A 16442-nucleotide genomic window follows, 5' to 3' on the forward strand; every position below is an offset into this window, starting at 1 on the left:
GGGTTCTCCCTTCGCGCGATCGGTTCGCGTAGAGTCGCGCCGCCTCCATGCGCTCCCGACCGCTCGCCCTCGCCTTCGTCCTCGCGCTCTCGCTCCCCGCCGTCGCGCCGGCGGCCGACGACACGCGCTGCAAGCCGGCCGCGACCTTCGCGGTGGACGGGTTCCGGGACCCCGCCGACGACCTCGCCCGCGTGGGCGAGCTGGTCGGCGCGGTCGCGCCTGAGCCGCGGCTCATCCGGCGCGGCGGGTTCCGCCTGGAAGAGACCTGCGCCGCCGTCGCGCTCCCCTGGAACGTCGCGCGCGCGCCTGCGGACGGCGAGCGCTTCCTCACGGCGCTCCCCGCCCGGCTCGAGGGCACGTTCAACTCCCGCTTCCCCGAGGGCGCGAACGACGGCCTCCTGTGGGCGGGCCGCGGCGTCTCGGCGTTCGCCACGGTCGGCGTCGCCGGACGCTACGGGCCGCTCTCCTTCGCGCTCGCCCCCGAGGTCGCGGTCTCGCAGAACCGGGACTTCACGCTCGTCCCGAACGGCAAGACCGGCGATCTCCGCTTCCAGAACGCCTGGTACGGCGACACGATCGACTATCCCCAGCGCTTCGGGGCGGGGACCCCGACCTTCTGGGCGCCCGGCCAGAGCTACCTGAGGCTCGACGTCTGGAACGTCGCCGCCGGCGTCTCGACCGAGAACCTCTGGTTCGGGCCGGGCATCCGGAACTCCATCGTGATGTCCTCGGCCGCCGCCGGGTTCCCCCACGCCTTCGTCGGCACCTCGCGCCCGGCCGACATCTGGATCGGAACGGTGGAGGCGAAGGTGCTCTGGGGGCGGCTCGACCGCACGCGCTACGTCACGACGCCGACGCACCCGCTCCTCACCGCGCTCGTGGTGGACTACACCCCGCGCTGGCTGCCGCGCCTGTCGCTCGGCCTCGCGCGCGTTCAGCTCCAGGTGTGGGACGACCTGCGCGTCCGCGACTGGTTCCCGTTCTTCCAGAGCTTCGAGAAGAAGAACCTCAGCTCCTGGTACGGCGGCCCGCAGGGGGACAACCCGCGCGACAACCAGCTCGCCTCCGCGTTCGGCCGCTGGGCGTTCCCCGAGAGCGGGCTCGAGATCTACTTCGAGTGGGCCCGTGAAGATCACGAGAACTCGTGGGCGGGCTTCATCCGCGAGCCGGACCACACGCAGGCGTACACGCTAGGCCTCCAGAAGGTCGCGCGCCTCGGCGAGCGCTGGGTGCGGTTCCACGCCGAGTACACCGACCTGCAGGAGTTCCGCCCGGTGAGCAGCAGCCGGGGGCAACCCGTCTACTACATCCACGGGAACGACCTCTCCTACACGTACCAGGGCCAGCTGCTCGGCGCGTGGATCGGGCCGGGGGCCGACTCGCAGATGGTGGCGCTCGACGTGTTCGGCAAGCGCGGCCGCATCGGCGGCTACCTCGAGCGCGTGCGCCGGAACGAGCCCGTGTTCTGGCTCGTCATCGACCCGAACAACCCGGGCGAGATCTCCCACGACACGGAGGTCACCGCGGCGGTGCGCCAGGTCTACTTCGCGGGGCCGGTGGACGTCTCCTGGGAGGCCGCGGCCACATACCGCTGGGACCGCGACTTCCTCCGCAACGAGCCGAACCTCCGGCTCGGCGTGCAGCTGGCGATGCCGCTCGGCCGCCGGCCTTGATCCCGCTCCTGCGGCGGCGTCCGCCCGCCCGTTCGTTCCGGGGGCAGCCAGGGTCTGGTAGAACCGGACGGTCATGACGTCCCTATCCGTCCTCGTCCCCGTCTTCAACGAGCAGCACCTCGTCCAGACCTCGCTCGCGCGGCTCGAGCTCCTCGAGACCTCGCCGCACCTCGAGCGCGTGCAGGTCATCGTGGTGAACGACGCCTCCAAGGACGGCACGGCGGGCGCGCTCGCGGCGTTCGCGGCGGAGCGCGGCATCGCGTGGCAGGAGAACGGGCCCGCCGCGGAGGGCGTGCGGCTCCGCGGCCACGGGCGGACCGGACGGATCGAGTGGGTGTTCCTCGAGCACGTCGTGAACGGCGGCAAGGGCGCGGCCATCCGCACCGCGCTCGCCGAAGCCGACTGCGAGCTCTCGGTGATCCACGACGCCGACCTCGAGTACCACCCGAAGGACCTGCTCCGCATCGTGAAGGTCTTCGTGGACGAGCAGGCCGACGCGGTGTTCGGCTCCCGCTTCGCGGGCGGCGAGGCGCGGCGCGCGCTGCTCTTCCGCCACGAGCTCGGCAACCGGCTCCTCACGTTCCTCACCAACTGGGTGACGAACGTGAACCTGACGGACATGGAGACCTGCTACAAGGCCGTCCGCACCGAGCTCCTCAAGTCGCTGCCGCTGCGCTCGAACGACTTCCGCCTCGAGCCCGAGCTCACCATCAAGCTCGCGAAGCGCGAGGCGCGCATCTTCGAGGTGCCCATCAGCTACTCGGGGCGCACCTACCAGGAAGGCAAGAAGATCAACTGGCGCGACGGCCTGAAGGCGCTGTTCGCCATCCTGCGCTTCTGGCTCTCCGACGAGATCTACGCGAAGGACGCCCACGGCTCGCAGATCCTCGGGCGGCTCGCGCGCGCGCCGCGCTTCAACGCCTGGATGGCCGACACCATCCGCCCGTTCTGCGGCCAGCGCATCCTGGAGATCGGCAGCGGCACGGGCAACCTCACCCGCCGGCTCATCCCCCGCAACCGCTACGTCGCCTCGGACATCAACCCGCTCTACCTCCAGACCCTGCGCAGCCTCACCGCCGACCGGCCCTACCTCGACGTCGCCCTCACCGACGTCACCGCGGCCGGCTCGTTCCCGAAGCTCGAGGGCGGCTTCGACACGGTGGTGTGCCTCAACGTCATCGAGCACGTGGAGGACGACAAGGGCGCCCTCGAGAACATCCGCGCGGTGCTCTCCGAGCGCGGCCGCGCGGTGGTGCTCGTGCCGCAGGGCCCGGAGCTGCTCGGCACCCTCGACGAGGTGCTCGGCCACAAGCGGCGCTACACCGAGGCGTCGCTCCGGGTGCTCGCGGTCGAGAGCGGCTTCGATGTGCGGGAGGTGCTGCGCTTCAACCGCGTGGGCACCGCCGCGTGGTGGCTCAACGGCAAGCTCCTCAAGCGCCGCTCCTTCGGGCTCCTGCAGATCGTCGCCCTGAACCTCCTCACGCCGCTCTTCCGGCTCGTGGACCGGGTGCTGCCGCTGCCGGCCCTGTCGCTTATCGCGGTCCTCGAGCCGGCGCGCGCCGGGCGCGCCGCGGAGCCGCAGTTCCCGCAGGAGGCGCTCGAGCCGGTGCCGCCCTCGCTCGACGTGGGGTGAGGCGCGCCCCGCCCGCGCCGGAGGGCGAGCGGGGCGCGTGACGGTGTCGGACCTCCCTACTGGCTCGCCCCCGGCGCGCTCGGGTAGGGCGGGCTCGCGCCGCGGAGCCCGGTCTGCGCGGTCTGACGGAGGAACGCGCCCACGCCCCGGTAGCTGTGGAGCTTGTTCGCGTGGGCGACCACCTCCACGGCGGCGCCGTCGAGGAGCGCGCGCGCCACGATCGCCTCGCCGAGGTCGCGCACCGCGTGGAGCTCTCCGCCGCAGTAGGGGCAGGACTCCGCCGACTCCGCGTTCGCGCCGATGGCGAGGCAGTTCTCGCAGCGCCAGCCCGTGCCGTCGAAGCACTCCTCGATGACGAGCCGGTGCACGCGCCCCTGGTTCAGCGCCTCGACCACGTCGCTCGGACCGAGCACGCCGAGCGCGCCGCGGAGCGACTGGGCCACCACCTGCTCGATGGCGTCGTGCTCGTCCAGCTTCTCCCGCTCGGCGAGCGCCTTCACGGCGCCCTTCACGATGCCGTCGCGCCGCATCCCGTCCCCGGACTCCCAGTCCCTCGGCCGCGGGAGCCGCGCGATGATGCGCTCCTTGAGCCGCTCCGGAAGCTCGCGCTCGAAGGCGGCCAGCGTCTCGGCGGTGCCGACGAGCACGACGTAGGCCTGCCGGTGCTGGTCGTAGAAGGCGGTCACCTCCGCCGCCGCGGCGCGCCGGTTCTTCTGGACGTAGTTCTCGTGGTGGCGGACCTCCTTCGTCTCCCGCTCGTACTGCGCCCGCGGCCGCCCGGAGCCGCCCGCGTTGAAGTTGTCGCGCTCGCGGCGCGGGACGAAGCCGCGCAGGTTCGCCTCGACGGCGAGGTCGCCGAGGGACACGTGGTAGATGTCCGCGCCCTCCTGGCTCGGCGCGACCACGATGGCCGGCGCGACGTCGTCCTGGAGCCGCGCGAGCTGGGTGAGGTGCGGGATGGCGTCGGTGGTGAGCGCGTTCTCGAACGACCGCCGGAAGAAGTGCGGCTGCCACAGGCCGAGCGCGTCGCACGCGAACAGCGCGAGCCCGTTCTTGTTCTCCTCGTACTCCTGGCCGAGCAGGCCGTTCACCTGCTCCTGGATCCGCCTCAGGTTCTTCTCGAGCCCCGCGCGACCCGGGCTCTCCGGTAGGTAGTGCGCGAGGGTCTGCCGGATTCGCTCCTGCACGAACAGCCGGACGCGTTCGCGCTGCTGCTCGTCCTTCCAACGGATGTCGAGGTACAGGCTGACGATGGGCTCGCTGCCGCTCTTGTAGCGGGCGAGCTCGGAGAGCGTTCCGTCGAGCTCGATCATTCCTTCCTCCCTTGTCACCACAACGTGGACATGCCCACGCGCCCCGCGCGCGTCGAGTCGTCGGCGGGGCCCTGCGCCTCTCGATTGGCCGATTGCCGCGCCGCGCCGGACGGGTTAGATGGCGGCCGTGGCCCTGCTCGACGCCCTGCGCGCGCTCACCGACTTCACGCCCCCGCGGGCGCTGCCCGACGCGGATCTCTCGCTCCTCGGCGACGTCCTCGAGGCGCACGGCCTCGGGCCGCTCGCCTCGTACCAGCTCGAGACGACGCGGCTCGGCGCAGGCCTGCCGGAGGCGTTCCGCGAGCGCCTGCTCGGCAACTACCAGGGGGTCGTGAACGACAACGTCCTGAAGCTCGTCTCCCTGCGCAACGCGCTGCGCGAGGCGCCGGAGCTGCCGGTCGTGCTGCTCGACGCAGCCGCCTACGTGGACTGGCTCTACCCGCACATGGCGTTCCGCCCGGTCGGCGAGGTGCGCATCGCGATGCGACCCGCCGACCGCGAGCAGCTCGTCTCCCGGGTGCCTGCGCTCCACGTGGAGCGCACCGAGCACGAGGGCCGCACGGCCGTGCTCGCCGACGAGCGCATCACCATCGCCGTGCAGGACGCCCTGTGGCCCGGCGGCCCGGCGGAGGGGCCGCTCTTCGAGCGCGGCCGGCCGCACCGGGCGTTCGGCCCCGGGGCCGCCCGGCCATCGGCCGAGGACGCGCTCCTCGGGACCGTCGCGGAGCAGGCGGGCCTGGGGCTCTTCGCGCCGCTCATCACCTACGTGGACGTGCGCGAGCTGCTCCGCCTCGAGCTCGACCTCCGGTACCTGCACGCCCGCGCCGCGGACCTGCGGCTATCGCGGGCGCTCTTCGGCTCGAGCCTGCTCGCCGCGCACTTCTACCCCGAGATCGCGGACGCGGCGGCGCGGGTGCGCCCGGCGCTCGGCATCGCCGAGCGGCTCGCGGTCGAGCGGGTGGTCGAGGCGGCGAAGGACCCGGCCCAGCTCCGCCACCTGCGCGGCGTGGACGCCGCGGCGAGGCTCGTGGTCGCGCCGTGACCCCGGAGCGCGCGAGACGCGTCGGCGTGGGGGCCTACGCGGCCGCCCTCGCAGCGCTCTCGCTCCTCCACCTCGGCACCGGGCTCGCGGACAACGGCGACTTCGATCGCTCGACCTACTTCCTCCTGGAGAAGCCGGTCGGGTTCGCGACGAACTGGCCGCCTTACGACACCCCCGAGCGCGAGCGCCGCATCCTCGGCGAGTGGCACGACCGCTGGGAGCTCGCCCCGGACGCGCCGCGGCTCCACCCGGGCATGACGGCCTCGTCCTACAAGCCCATCCTCGCGGCGCAGGTGGCCCTCGACGGGCTCGTCACGCGCGACCGCGAGTACTCGTTCGTCGTCGGCTCCCTGCCGCTGCGAGTGCTGCTCGTCGCGGGCGTCGTCGCGCTCGTCGCGGCCGCGGCCGCCGAGGCGCCCGCCGCGGGGGTGGTGCTCGCCCTCCTGCTCAGCCTCGCCGCGCTCGAGACGAGCTTCGTCGCGTTCCTGAACAGCGCCTTCGAGGACCAGGTCGCGATCGTATTCCTGCCGCTCCTCGCGCTCCTCACGTGGCGCGCGGCGCGGGCGCGATCGCGCTGGGTCGCGCTCGCCGCGCTCGCGGTGGCCGCGCTCGTGGGGGCGGCGAAGCCCGCCTTCTTCTACCTGCCGCTCCTCGCCGCGCCCTTCCTGTGGGACGCGCTCGGCGCGCGGACGGCGGCCGCTCGCGCGCTGGCGGTCGCGGTTCTCCTCCTCGCGCAGGCCGTCGCCCTCGTCCCACCCCTCGTGAACCGCGCCACGACGCGGCTCAACGCTTACCAGGCGCTCTACTACGGCGCGCTCCTCCCGCTCTCCGACGCGGAGCTCGCCGAGGTGCGCGTGCGCGGGGCGCCCGTCGTTCGCGACTGCATCGGCGTGCGGGCCTTCGTGCGGCCCCAGGGGCCGGCCTGCCTCGAGCGCGCGCCCGGCTCGCTCGCCGCCGCCGCAGGGCTCCTCGCGACACACCCGCGCGCCACCGCCGCGCTCGTCGCCCGCGCGGTGGCGAAGGGCGCCGATGTGGACCTCGCCTACCTCTCGAAGCGCGCGCCGGGCCTCGCGTCCTTCGCCGAGCTGCCCCCGTTCCGCTTCTGGACCGGCGTCTTCCACCGGCTCGGCCGGGCCGTGCTCGCGCTCGCGCTCTTCGCGGCCGCGTCGCCGCTCCTCCGCAGCAGCGCGGAGCTCCGGCGCGGCGCGCGCGGCGGGGCTCCTCGCGCTCTTCGGCATCCTGCAGTACCCGGTCTCACTCGCCGATGGGCTCGTCGAGACGCAGAAGCACGTGCTCGTGGGGAACTACGCCAACGTGCTCGCGCTCTCGCTCGCCGCGGCCTGGCTCGCCGCCGCCGCGGCGCACGCGCTGCGCCGGGGACCCCTGGAGGCGGGCGGCGCCGCACCGGCGCACGCTCGCACCGCCGCTCGTTGAGCCGGCCGCTCCGTGCTACCCTCCGGGCGCTTTTTCCTGGGGGAGCACACATGCGGATCGCTGTCGTCGGCACGGGCTACGTCGGCCTCGTCACCGGCACCTGCTTCGCCGAGACCGGCCACACCGTCGTCTGCCTCGACGTGGACGCGCGCAAGATCGAGACGCTGCGCGCCGGCGGCATCCCGATCTACGAGCCCGGCCTCGAGGAGCTCGTCCGCCGCAACGTGAAGGAGCGGCGGCTCACCTTCACGACCTCCTACGCCGAGGCCATCGGGGGCGCGGAGGTCGCGTTCATCGCGGTGGGCACTCCGCCCGGCGAGAACGGAGAGGCGGACCTCCAGTACGTGCTCGCCGCGGCCGAGGACATCGGCCGCCACCTCACCCGCCCGTGCGTGGTGGTGGACAAGAGCACCGTCCCGGTCGGCAGCGCGGAGAAGGTCGCCGAGGCCCTGCGCCGCGTCGCGCAGCACCCGTTCGACGTGGTCTCGAACCCCGAGTTCCTCAAGGAGGGGGCCGCCGTCGAGGACTTCATGCGGCCCGACCGCGTGGTCGTGGGCGTCGCCTCCGAGCGCGGGCGCGCGGTGATGGCCGAGCTGTACGCTCCGTTCGTCCGTGCCGAGCAGCCGGTGCTGTTCATGGACCTGCGCTCCGCGGAGCTCACCAAGTACGCCGCGAACGCCATGCTGGCGACGCGCATCTCCTTCATGAACGAGATGGCCGCGCTGTGCGAGCGGCTCGGCGCCGACGTGGATCAGGTGCGGCGCGGCATCGGCTCCGATCGCCGCATCGGCCACCCGTTCCTCTTCCCCGGCGTGGGGTTCGGCGGCTCCTGCTTCCCGAAGGACGTGCGCGCCGTCATGACCATGGCCCGCCACGTGGGCCTCGACTTCGACCTGCTCCGCTCGGTGGAGCGCGTGAACGAGCGCCAGAAGCGCTGGCTCGTGGAGAAGGCCACGAAGCACTTCGGCTCGCTCGCCGGGAAGACCATCGCGGTGTGGGGGCTCGCCTTCAAGCCCAAGACCGACGACATGCGCGAGGCGCCGGCGATCTCGGTGGTGGAGGGGCTCCTCGGCGCGGGCGCCCGGGTGCGCGCCCACGATCCGGTCGCCGCCGAGGTGGCGGAGCGGCTCTTCGACGGCCGCGGCGTCGTGCTCGCCGACGAGCCCTACGCGGCGGCGGAGGGCGCCGACGCGCTCATGCTCGTCACCGAGTGGAACGAGTTCCGCCAGCCCGACCTCGCCCGCCTGAAGACGCTCCTGCGCCAGCCGGTGCTCCTCGACGGCCGGAACGTGTGGGACGCCGCGAAGGTGCGGGCGGCGGGGTTCACGTACTACGGGGTGGGGCGGAACGTCAGCTAGCCCCGCGCCCCCGGGTCCGTGCGGGCCGCGCCGACCGCTCCCGCGGCGACGCGCTCCACGGTCCGAGCGCGGGCGGCGATCGCGCCCCATACCGTCATCGCCGCGATCAGCAGCAGATAGACGACCCGGTACTGGTACCGGTCCTGCGGGTTCGAGAGCGACGCGCACACGACGGCGTTCGAGACCGTGCCGGCGACGAGCAGCGCAGCGAACGGCCAGGCGCGGGCGGCGGCCGAACGCGCGGCCCGCGAGGCGCCCGCGACTCCCAGCGCCGACGCGGCCAGCGCGAGCGCCACCCACTGCACCTCGTCGAGCCAGCGCAGGTGCAGCGCTCCGCGCTGCTGCGCCGCTCGCATGTACGCGGGAAAGGCTCGCGGCAGCCAGCGGCGGGTCTCGGCCACCGCGTAGAACGAGGGGTCCGCGAGGGGCCGGATCCAGCGCGTCGGAGACACGAGCAAGAGCTGCTGCGCGGAGGCGGAGGCGGCCTCGCGGACGTGCCTTGCGAGTCCACTGCGAGTGCGGACACTCGCCCGGAGGATGTCGCGAAACTCTGCGAAGTTCTCGTCGGTCCACCCGCCCGTGAGGTAGAGCGGGCTCGAGGGGGACCAGGCGAACTCGTCGGTCGTCATGGGGAGCCGGTCCTGATACGCGCACAGCCGCCACCGGGCCTCGGCGCAGCGCGCTCCCAGGACGTCGGCGAGGATCCCGTTGGCCGCCATGCGGCCGACGAGGAACACCGTCCCGCCGCGCGCCAGCGTGAACCCGCCGCCCATGAGCGCGTGCGTCGTCGGAATGGTGAGCCAGGCGGACACGGTGATGACGGCGATGAGGGCGAGGCGGCGCGGCGCAAAGCGGAAGCGGGCCCGGCGCGCGGCGAGATTCCAGCCCCCCGCGAGCACCAGCAGGGCCACTGCCAGGTTCAGGTGCGACAGATGGACGACGAGCGCGAGCCACAGCAGCGCTCCGAAGGCGACGAGATCCCGCCGGCTCAGCTCGAGGCCGAGCACCGCCGCCATCGACACGATCACGAGCGCCGTGAAGACGTCCGGCATGAGCTCGCTCGCGGCGATGCCCGCTCCGCCCAGGCAGGCCCCTGCTAAGGCCAGCGCGACGGCGGCCCCCGGCGAGGAGCGGCCTGTCGCGAGCGAGAACGCGCGCTGGAGCGCCCAGGCGAGGAGGAGGGCCTGCGCCACGACCACGAGCCAGGGTTGAGAGCCGGCGCTCGCGACGCGCAGGAAGAGCCCGTACGTCACGGGACGGTCGACCGGCACCTCGGGGTGGAAGCCCGACAAGATGTACGTCCCCGTGTCGTCGTACACGAGGGGGTAGCCGTTCAGGACAGCGGGCCAGAGCAGGATCGCCGCAGCCGCGGCGAGCGTGAGCCATGGCACGAGGCGTCTTGCCGCGGAGCGCTCGGCGGTCCCCGGAACAGCGCTCGGCGCTCGCATCGTGGGCTGCGGACAGGAGATGGCAACCTCCAGGAACAGACGGGCGGTCAGCGGGAGCTCCGTGCATCGCCGAGCGGATTCCGGACGGCGCTGCGCATCCTACTTCGCGCTCCGTGCGGCATCCACGAGAAGCCGCGGCCAGCCGGGCCCGCTCACACCCGCGGGTTCTTCCCCTTCGAGAGCACCAGCACGACGCCGGCGACCTCCTCGAGTACGTACTCGAGCCGCCGCGCGACCGCGAGCTCCTCGAGCACCTTCTGGCGCGACTCGGGGTCGGAGACCACCGCGGCGCCCACGAGGTCCACGATCGCGGAGGGATCGCTCATCTGCGCGACCGCCTCGGCGAGCTGCGGCGCGCCGGACTCGGCCGGGAGCCGCGTCGAGAGCTCGTAGACGAGCTGGCGGAGCGCCTCGAGCTCCGGCGCGAGCGCGGCGGCGCCTCCCTGCGGCCAGATCTCCTCGAGGATCTCCGCCTTCCACTCCCGGTACGCCTTCTCGGTGACGTGCTCCTCGACGAGCCGCACGCGGGCGAGGCCGCGCACGAGGATGTCGTAGCGGCCGTCGGGGTACTCCTGCTCGGCCTCGATGATGCCGGCCCCGCAGATGGGCTTGAGGCGCGGGCGGAGCCGCTGCGCGTCGGCCTTGGTGTAGAGCGCGGGGATCGCGACCACGCGATCCCCGGCCAGCGCGTCCTTCACGAGCGCCTTGTAGCGGGGCTCGAAGACGTGAAACGGCGTGGGCGTCCCGGGGAGGACGGCCACGCCGTGGAGCGGGAACACCTTGAGGGCGGCGCACGCGCTCGCGAGCGCCGCCCACTTGCCCTGCGGAGCGATGCGCTCCGCGCACATGTTAATGGGCCGCCGGGCTCGCCGAGGTCTCGCCCGCCGCCTTCATGCCCACCTGGATGCGCATCCCGTAGAACGAGCGGTAGACGAAGAACAGCGCGACGGCGAGGAAGACGGCCGCGAGGGTGACGCGCGTCCCGAGCTCCATCTTGATCGCGAGCTCGACGGCGAGGAGGCCGAAGAGCGTCGTGAACTTGATGATGGGGTTCATCGCGACGGACGAGGTGTCCTTGAACGGGTCGCCGACGGTGTCGCCGACCACGCACGCGTCGTGCAGCGCGGTGCCCTTCGCCTTGAGCTCCACCTCGACGACCTTCTTCGCGTTGTCCCAGGCGCCGCCGGCGTTCGCCATGAAGATCGCCTGGAACAGGCCGAAGATCGCGATCGAGATGAGGTAGCCGATGAAGAAGAACTCGTCGACGAACGAGAAGGACAGCGTCGCGAAGAACACGACGAGGAAGATGTTGAACATGCCCTTCTGCGCGTAGACCGTGCAGATCTCGACGACCTTCTTCGAGTCCTCGACGGAGGCCTTCTCGACGCCCTCGAGCTTGATGTTGGCCTTGATGAACTCGACCGCGCGGTAGGCGCCGGTGGAGACGGCCTGCGTGGACGCGCCGGTGAACCAGTAGATCACCGAGCCGCCCATGATGAGCCCGAGCAGGAAGAGCGGGTTCAGGATGGAGAGCTTCTCGAGGTTGGCGGTGAGGCCGCTCGTGAGCGCCACGATGATCGAGAAGATCATCGTCGTCGCGCCGACGACGGCCGTGCCGATGAGCACCGGCTTGGCGGTCGCCTTGAAGGTGTTGCCGGCGCCGTCGTTCTCCTCGAGGAAGTGCTTCGCCTTGTCGAAGTTCGGCTCGAACCCGAACTCCTTCTTCACCTCGGCGTGGACGTTCGGGACGTTCTCGATGAGCGAGAGCTCGTAGACGGACTGCGCGTTGTCGGTGACCGGGCCGTAGGAGTCGACCGCGATGGTCACCGGGCCCATGCCGAGGAAGCCGAAGGCGATGAGGCCGAAGGCGAACACCGCCGGGGCCATCATGAGGTCCGAGAGGCCGAGCGTGGAGACGCCCCAGCCGGCCGCCATGAGGGCGGTGATGACGAGGCCCATCCAGAACGCAGAGAAGTTGCCCGCCGTGAGGCCGGCGAGGACGTTCAGGGACGCGCCGCCCTCGCGGGAGGCCGTGACGACCTCCCTCACGTGGCCGGAGGAGGTGGAGGTGAAGACCTTCACGATCTCGGGGATGATCGCGCCGGCGAGCGTGCCGCAGGTGATGATCGTCGAGAGCTTCCACCACATCGTGCCGTCGCCGAGGTCGGCGATGAGCAGGTACGAGACGACGTACGTGAGGACCACCGAGACGACCGAGGTGAGCCACACGAGCGCGGTGAGCGGCGCCTCGAAGTTCATCACGGTCGCGGCGGCGTAGCGGCCCTTCGCGACGGCCTCGTTGATCCAGTAGGACACGACCGACGCGATGACCATCATGATGCGCATCGCGAAGATCCAGACGAGCAGCTTCACCTGCACGGCCGGGTTGGAGATGGCGAGCAGGATGAAGGTGATGAGCGCGACGCCCGTCACGCCGTAGGTCTCGAAGCCGTCCGCGGAGGGGCCGACCGAGTCACCCGCGTTGTCGCCGGTGCAGTCGGCGATGACGCCGGGGTTGCGCGCGTCGTCCTCCTTGATCTTGAAGACGATCTTCATCAGGTCCGAGCCGATGTCGGCGATCTTCGTGAAGATGCCGCCGGCGATGCGGAGCGCGGACGCGCCGAGCGACTCGCCGATCGCGAAGCCGATGAAGCAGGGGCCGGCGAGGTCGCGCGGGATGAAGAGGAGGATGAACAGCATGATGAGCAGCTCGACGCTGATGAGCATCGTGCCGATCGACATGCCGGCCTTGAGCGGGATGGCGTAGGTCGGGAACGGCTTGCCGCCCAGCGAGGCGAACGCGGCGCGGCTGTTCGCGTAGGTGTTCACGCGGATGCCGAACCAGGCGACGCCGGTCGAGCCGATGATGCCGACGAGCGAGAACAGGAGGATGATCGCCACCCGGCCAAGCCCCATCCCCTGCTGCCCCTCGGGGCCGGTGGTGAGGAAGCCGAAGTACGCGACGATGATCACCGCGATGAAGGCCCACAGGATCGCGATGAACTTGCCCTGCGTGCCGAGGTAGGTCTTCGCGGTCTCGTAGATGAGCTCGGAGATCTCCCGCATCGAGCGGTGCACGGGCAGCGCCTTGAGCTGCCGGGCGACGACGAGGCCGAAGACGAGGCCGAGCGCGCAGACGAGGAGGCCGACGAGGAGGAGCGAGTGCCCCGTCACACCGCCGAGGAAGGTCTCGGACCCGAGGTCCGGCAGGACGAGGTTCGCCTCGCCCCCGCCGTGGTGCGGCGCTGCGGCGACGGCGAGGCGTGAAAGCAGGTGGGAGATGTTCATGGTCCGGGAATCCGAATCTTCGGATATTTCTTGGAATATCCGTTGGTTGCGCGACGGAACGCCGCGGCGGAGCCCGGATAGTACCGGCCCGTTGCGCTTTTTGGCAAGCGTTCGGGGATGTTCGGGCGTCGAGGGCGCCCGCGGCCGCCGCGCGGCGCGCCGATCAGCCGCGCCGCGGCCGGCGCCCCGCGCCGGAGGCGGGGGCGAGCGCGGCCGGGCGAGCGCTCAGATGCCGGGCGTCGGGGCGCCGCTCGAGGTGGCGGTGAGGCCGCCGAGGTCGAGCGCGGCGAAGTTCACGTTGAAGTAGCCGGCCACGCCGCAGGAGTACATCACGCGCTTCACGATGCGGAACGGCACCGCCTTGTCCGCCTGGATGTTCACCACCCCGTCCCACTTCTTCTCGGGGTCCTGCTGGTGGATGAACTCCCAGCGCTTCTTCTCGTCGCGCAGCCGCTCCTCGAGCGCGGGGATGTTGAGGTAGCCCGAGTCCGAGTCGAGCTCGCGGATGTCCGCGACCTTCACCCCGGTCACGACCACCTGGTCGGCGCTCACCGCCACCACCGGCGCCATCTCGATCATCTGCCCGTGCTGAGCGTCGGGGAGCTTGATGTCCTTCTGCATGTACAGCACCTCGCCCGTGGCGCTGAACTGCTGCAGGAGGAAGATGACGAGCATCGTCATCATGTCGACCATCGGGACGACGTTCAGCTCCGCGTTCGTCGCCTTGTGAGCGCGGCCCATCTTGCCGCCGAGGATCTTCGACTTCTCGAACCGCTTCGCCGGGCGCTTGCCTGGAGTGACGATGGGCATGGCGGCTCTTTAGACCCCGGTGACGGCGACGGAGACGAGCCCCGCGCCGACGCACGTGTCGATGACCTGCACGAGGTCGCCGTACGGCACGGTGTCCTCGGCGGAGAGGGTGACCGCGGCGGCGTCCGGGTGATCGCCCTTGAGCGCCTTCAGCCGCTCGCCGAGGCCCTTGAGGTCGAAGCGCACGAGGCCGTCCTGGCCGCGCCCGAGGTTCGGGATCTCGACGGAGGTGCCGGCCGAGGTGGAGAGGTTGAAGCCCCGCTCGCCCATGGCGAGGGTCACGAGGAGCTGCTTCTGCGCCTCGGTCTGCTCGACCTCGGGCGCGCCGGTGCCGAGCTGCTGCACCTGGAGCCGCGAGACCTGCGTCCAGACCGCGGTGTAGAGGAGGAAGGTGATGCAGCAGGAGAGCAGGTCGATCGCCGGGACGACGTTGATCGTCGCGTCGAGCGACTTCTTTCGCCGCTTGCCACCGCCGCCGCCCTGCTCGGGCATCGCGCCGCCGCCCATTGGCTACCTCCTCTCGCGTGAGCTCGGATCCGCTGCCGGCCGCGGCGCGCTCGCCGCGGCGGTCGCTCGGGCGCTCCGGGCCGCTCGCCCCGAAGGGCGAGCGGAGAGCGCCGGGATCCGTCCTAGTCGTCGTCGCCCGCCGACACCGTCGCGGGCATCTTCATCTTGTCCTTGTTCGCGACGATGAGGTTCAGCACGGCGACCGAGGTCTCGTTGATCTCGTCGATCATGTGCTGGGTGCGGCCCTGCAGCACCGAGAAGGCGACGAGCGCCGGGATCGCGGTGAGGAGGCCGAACGCGGTGCAGTTCATGGCCTCGGAGATGGAGTCGGCGAGGATCGCCGCCTTGTCGGCCGGGTTGGCGTTCGCCACGGCGCCGAACGCGCCGATGAGGCCGACGATGGTGCCGAGGAGGCCGAGCAGCGTGGCCACGTTGCCGATCATGGCGAGGTAGCCCGTGCGCGCCTCGATCTTGGGCGACTCGCGCAGGGTCGCCTCGTCCATGGCGGCCTGCACGTCCTGATCGCCCTTCGGCACGTTGATGAGCCCCGCCTTGATGACGCTCGTGAGCGGCGTCTTCTTCTGCGAGGCGGTGAAGCTGATCGCCTTGTCGAGGTCGCCCGCGTAGATGTGCTTCTTGAGGCCGCGCAGGAAGGCGTCCTTATCGACGTTCGCCCTGAAATACAGGGCGATGATGCGGTCGATGACGAGCCCCACCACGAAGAACAGCGACACGAGGATGGGGTGCATCATCCAGCCACCGTCGTGGTAGTGCTTCGCCAGCGTTCCGAACATGTCGCCCATCTGGAAGGGTCCTCCGGACCGTGGGCCCGCGCGGAAATCCGCAGGGAATTGCCGCGCGCTTGCCCGAGTGCTCGATCCCCTATCACGGGGTTTTCAGAGGCGTCAATTCGACGGCGTGCGCGCGCCGCGCACACCGTTCGACCTACACGCGACGCGCCCGCCGCCCCGCGCGGCCGTGTCGCGCACGTCCGGGCGAGACGGTGCATCCGCCGCGCTCGCCCGGCAATTGCCCGCGAGGCGGCCTGCGTCGTAGGCTCTCTGCCTCCGCGCGCCGGAGCGCCTGGCCGGTGAGCGGCCGAAAGCGCGCCGCGCTCCGTCCGGGCGGTCGTCGGACATGCTGAACGAGACCACCTTCGCGCCCTACCGCCTCGCGCCCGGCGCGTTGCCGGAAGAGGCTGCCCGCGCGGCCGCCGCGCTCGACGCGCACCCGCTCGTCGCCACGCCCGCGGAGCCGTTGCCCGCGTCGCTCGTGAACCGCGCGCTCGCCGACGTGCCGTCAGGCCGCGCCACGACGCCGTCCGAGGCGTGCCGTGCGGCCGACGGGACGATCGCGGGCATGGGCGGCACCCCGCGCGCCTGCCTGTCGTCCGAGCGCCAGCGCGCCCGCGTCGGCGACGCGGTCCGGGCCGCGCTCTCGGCCGGCTTCGCCGGCGTCTGCCTGGACCGCCCGGACGCGCCGCTCACGCTCGGCCTCCTCGGCGCAGGCTTCTGCACCGACTGCCAGCGCGCCTTCACCCGCCACCTCGTCCGCGAGTACGGCGATCACTTCCAGCCGATCGACTACCTCTCCCTCGCGCGCGAGGCCGTGGCGCAGGCCTCCGGCGCGCTGTCGTTCGAGGTCCTCCCGTTCGGGCGCGACTTCTGGCGCACCCGCAACGAGGCGCTCGAGCGGGCGGTCGCCGACTACGCGCGCAGCGCGCGCGACGCGGCTCGCGCCGCCGCCCGCGCGTTCGAGGTGGTGGTCCAGTTCGAGGCGGTCGGCCCGGCGCAGCTCCGCGCCGCGCGCCACGCCGACGCGGCCATCTTCCCGGCGAGCCTCGCGCCCGGCGCGACCGGGATCGGCCTGTTCCGCCTCCTGCGCGCGGCCATGGGCCGCCGCCTCGCGGCGGTCGCGCCCGCGGCTGCCTCCGCCG

11 protein-coding genes and 1 pseudogene are annotated in these 16442 nt (G+C 72.0%); 5 read left to right on the forward strand and 7 right to left on the reverse strand.

Features of this window, described 5'->3' with window-relative positions:
* The first annotated feature begins 47 nt into the window (after positions 1–47).
* Positions 48–1673, forward strand: a complete 1626-nt coding sequence (locus tag MNZ39_RS05330; RefSeq protein ID WP_242335634.1) for a capsule assembly Wzi family protein — start codon at positions 48–50, stop codon at positions 1671–1673.
* Between the two features lie 73 nt (positions 1674–1746).
* Positions 1747–3306, forward strand: a complete 1560-nt coding sequence (locus tag MNZ39_RS05335; protein WP_242335637.1) for a glycosyltransferase — start codon at positions 1747–1749, stop codon at positions 3304–3306.
* Positions 3307–3362: 56 nt separating this feature from the next.
* Here MNZ39_RS05335 and MNZ39_RS05340 read toward each other — a convergent pair whose 3' ends face one another.
* Positions 3363–4619 (reverse strand): hypothetical protein, encoded by a 1257-nt coding sequence (locus MNZ39_RS05340; protein ID WP_242335639.1) that lies wholly within the window; start codon positions 4617–4619, stop codon positions 3363–3365.
* A 118-nt stretch (positions 4620–4737) separates the two neighbouring features.
* Between MNZ39_RS05340 and MNZ39_RS05345 the strand changes: the two genes are divergently transcribed.
* Both MNZ39_RS05345 and MNZ39_RS05350 read left to right on the forward strand, forming a co-directional pair.
* Positions 4738–5661, forward strand: coding sequence for a nucleotidyltransferase family protein (locus MNZ39_RS05345; RefSeq protein ID WP_242335642.1), 924 nt, complete (start codon positions 4738–4740; stop codon positions 5659–5661).
* A gap of 1484 nt (positions 5662–7145) precedes the next feature.
* Positions 7146–8453 (forward strand): UDP-glucose/GDP-mannose dehydrogenase family protein, encoded by a 1308-nt coding sequence (locus MNZ39_RS05350; RefSeq protein WP_242335665.1) that lies wholly within the window; start codon positions 7146–7148, stop codon positions 8451–8453.
* Here the strand turns inward: MNZ39_RS05350 and MNZ39_RS05355 are convergent.
* The 6 genes from MNZ39_RS05355 to MNZ39_RS05380 form a co-directional block, all read right to left on the reverse strand.
* Complete coding sequence (locus MNZ39_RS05355) at positions 8450–9844, reverse strand: hypothetical protein (protein WP_242335645.1); 1395 nt, start codon at positions 9842–9844, stop codon at positions 8450–8452. The two genes, MNZ39_RS05350 and MNZ39_RS05355, sit on opposite strands and share 4 nt — an antisense overlap.
* Before the next feature lie 209 nt (positions 9845–10053).
* Positions 10054–10749 carry an LON peptidase substrate-binding domain-containing protein gene (locus MNZ39_RS05360; protein WP_242335648.1) on the reverse strand — a complete coding sequence of 232 codons (696 nt, stop codon included), beginning with the start codon at positions 10747–10749 and terminating at the stop codon, positions 10054–10056.
* A gap of 1 nt (position 10750) precedes the next feature.
* Positions 10751–13189 (reverse strand): sodium-translocating pyrophosphatase, encoded by a 2439-nt coding sequence (locus MNZ39_RS05365; protein ID WP_242335651.1) that lies wholly within the window; start codon positions 13187–13189, stop codon positions 10751–10753.
* A gap of 225 nt (positions 13190–13414) precedes the next feature.
* Positions 13415–13999 carry a biopolymer transporter ExbD gene (locus MNZ39_RS05370; protein WP_242335654.1) on the reverse strand — a complete coding sequence of 195 codons (585 nt, stop codon included), beginning with the start codon at positions 13997–13999 and terminating at the stop codon, positions 13415–13417.
* A 9-nt stretch (positions 14000–14008) separates the two neighbouring features.
* Positions 14009–14506 (reverse strand): biopolymer transporter ExbD, encoded by a 498-nt coding sequence (locus MNZ39_RS05375; RefSeq protein ID WP_242335657.1) that lies wholly within the window; start codon positions 14504–14506, stop codon positions 14009–14011.
* A gap of 122 nt (positions 14507–14628) precedes the next feature.
* A complete protein-coding gene (locus tag MNZ39_RS05380; protein WP_242335660.1) occupies positions 14629–15309 on the reverse strand; it encodes a MotA/TolQ/ExbB proton channel family protein in 681 nt (226 codons plus the stop codon).
* 334 nt (positions 15310–15643) lie between these two features.
* On the opposite strand from MNZ39_RS05380, the pseudogene MNZ39_RS05385 reads away from it, so the two are divergent.
* Positions 15644–16442 (forward strand): annotated as a pseudogene (locus MNZ39_RS05385) (hypothetical protein); the annotation flags it as partial.

The sequence above is a fragment of the Anaeromyxobacter sp. SG66 genome, from assembly GCF_022690805.1.
In the GTDB taxonomy this organism is placed as follows: Bacteria; Myxococcota; Myxococcia; order Myxococcales; family Anaeromyxobacteraceae; genus Anaeromyxobacter; species Anaeromyxobacter soli.